At 72.1% G+C, this 1,757-nt stretch carries 1 protein-coding gene and 1 pseudogene; both read right to left on the reverse strand.

Annotation, left to right across the window (positions count from 1 at the left end; genetic code table 11):
- Window positions 1-432, reverse strand: a pseudogene (locus RMO85_RS19525) (hypothetical protein); the annotation flags it as partial.
- Window positions 433-475: 43 nt separating this feature from the next.
- Window positions 476-1,756, reverse strand: a complete 1,281-nt coding sequence (locus tag RMO85_RS19530) for a dihydrolipoamide acetyltransferase family protein (RefSeq protein ID WP_310530377.1) — start codon at window positions 1,754-1,756, stop codon at window positions 476-478.
- Between the last annotated feature and the right edge of the window lies 1 nt (window position 1,757).

The raw sequence follows: 1,757 nt of genomic DNA on the forward strand, positions 1-1,757 counted from the left end.
GGTCTGGGCCGAGGCCTGGAGCTTCGCTGCCTCGGACTGGACCTGCTCGACGAGTCCGGAGACCTCGAGATGCCGTCGTTCCGCCTGCTGGCGAGCCTCCTCGCGGAGCCGGTCGTGCTGGGCCTCTGCGGTGCGGAGAAGCACGGTGGCCTGCTCGCCCGCGTCGGCGACGATCGTCCGCGCCTCCTCCGAGGCCTCCTCGAGCACCTGCTCGGCGCGCGCGCGAACCTGCTCGGCGTCGAGGCGAACCTGCTCGGCCTCGGCGCGCACCTGCTCGGCGTCGGCGCGGTCGCCTGCGGCCGCGGCCACGAGGCCGCGAACGTGGTCGCTCGCGCGAGCGGCCTCCTCCTCGGACTCGCGCCGAAGCTGCTCGGCGACCCTCTGAGCGTGCAGGAGGACCGCCGCGGTGGGTGGCGGAGACTCCGCAGACATGCCGCCATCCTTTCAGAGTCCGGCCGAGCGGGTCGATTCTTCCTCAGAACAGCAGGGCCGTGCCCGGGTCCTCGAGGATCCCGGCGACGTCGGCGAGGAAGCGTGAGCCCTTCTCGCCGTCGATGTGCCGGTGGTCGAAGGACAGCGCCAGCGTGGTGATGTCGCGAGCCACGATATCGTCACCGACCACCCACGGCTGCTTGCGCACTGCGCCGAAGCACAAGATCGCGGCCTCGCCCGGGTTGATGATCGGCGTACCGGCGTCGACGCCGAAGACACCGACGTTGGTGATCGTGAACGTCCCGCCCGCCATCTCGGCCGGCTGCGTCTTGCCGTCGCGTGCGGTCGCGGTCAGCCCGGCGAGGGCACCCGCGAGGTCGAGCAGCGAGAGCTGGTCGGCGTCCTTGATGTTCGGCACGACGAGCCCACGCGGGGTGGCCGCGGCGATCCCGAGGTTGACGTAATTCTTGTAGACGACCTCCTGCGTGGCCTCGTCCCAGAACGTGTTGATCTCCGGGGTCCGCCTCATCGCCAGCATGACCGCCCGCGAGAGGACGAGCAGCGGCGAGACCTTGGCGTCCTTGAACTCGCGCCGCTTCTTCAACCGCGCCACGAACTCCATCGTCGCCGTCACGTCGACGGTGATCCACTCGGTGACGTGGGGCGCCGAGAACGCGCTCCCCACCATCGCCTGCGCCATCATCTTGCGCACGCCCTTGACCGGCTCGCGCGTCTCCCGCTCGCCGGGGCGAGCCACCGGGGCGGACGCGGTCGGGGCCGCGGACGAGGACGAGGAGACACCCTCGACGTCGGCCCGCGTGATCACCCCGTTGGCACCGGATCCGATCAGGGTCGTGAGGTCGATGCCGAGGTCCTTGGCGAGCTTGCGCACGGGCGGCTTCGCCAGGGCGCGTACGGCGCTGGGCGACTGGACCACGGCCGGCACCAGTGCCTCGGCGGGAGCAGCGACCGACACCGGCTCAGCGGGAGTGGCCGGCACGGCCGGCTCGTCGGAGGTCACGACCTCCTCGGAGCGTGCCCCACCGGGCGCGAAGGCCCCCTGCAACTGCAGCTGCGCCTGGGCGCCGGCCGGGGTCGACGGCGACGCCGAGCCGTGGCGGGACCGGCGCTGCGGGCCACGCTCGGCCTTGTTGCGACCGACGAGCGACTCGCCCTCGCCACCACCGGAGGCGGCCGGGTTGGAGAGGTCCATGTCGGACAGGTCGACCTCGGGTGCCGTGGCCGCGGGAGCGGCGGCATCGGACGCGGAGCCGACCGAGATGATCGCAGTGCCGACCTCGACCATCTCGCCCTCGGACACCATC

It is taken from the genome of Nocardioides sp. (genome assembly GCF_031422975.1).
Classification (GTDB): domain Bacteria; phylum Actinomycetota; class Actinomycetes; order Propionibacteriales; family Nocardioidaceae; genus Nocardioides.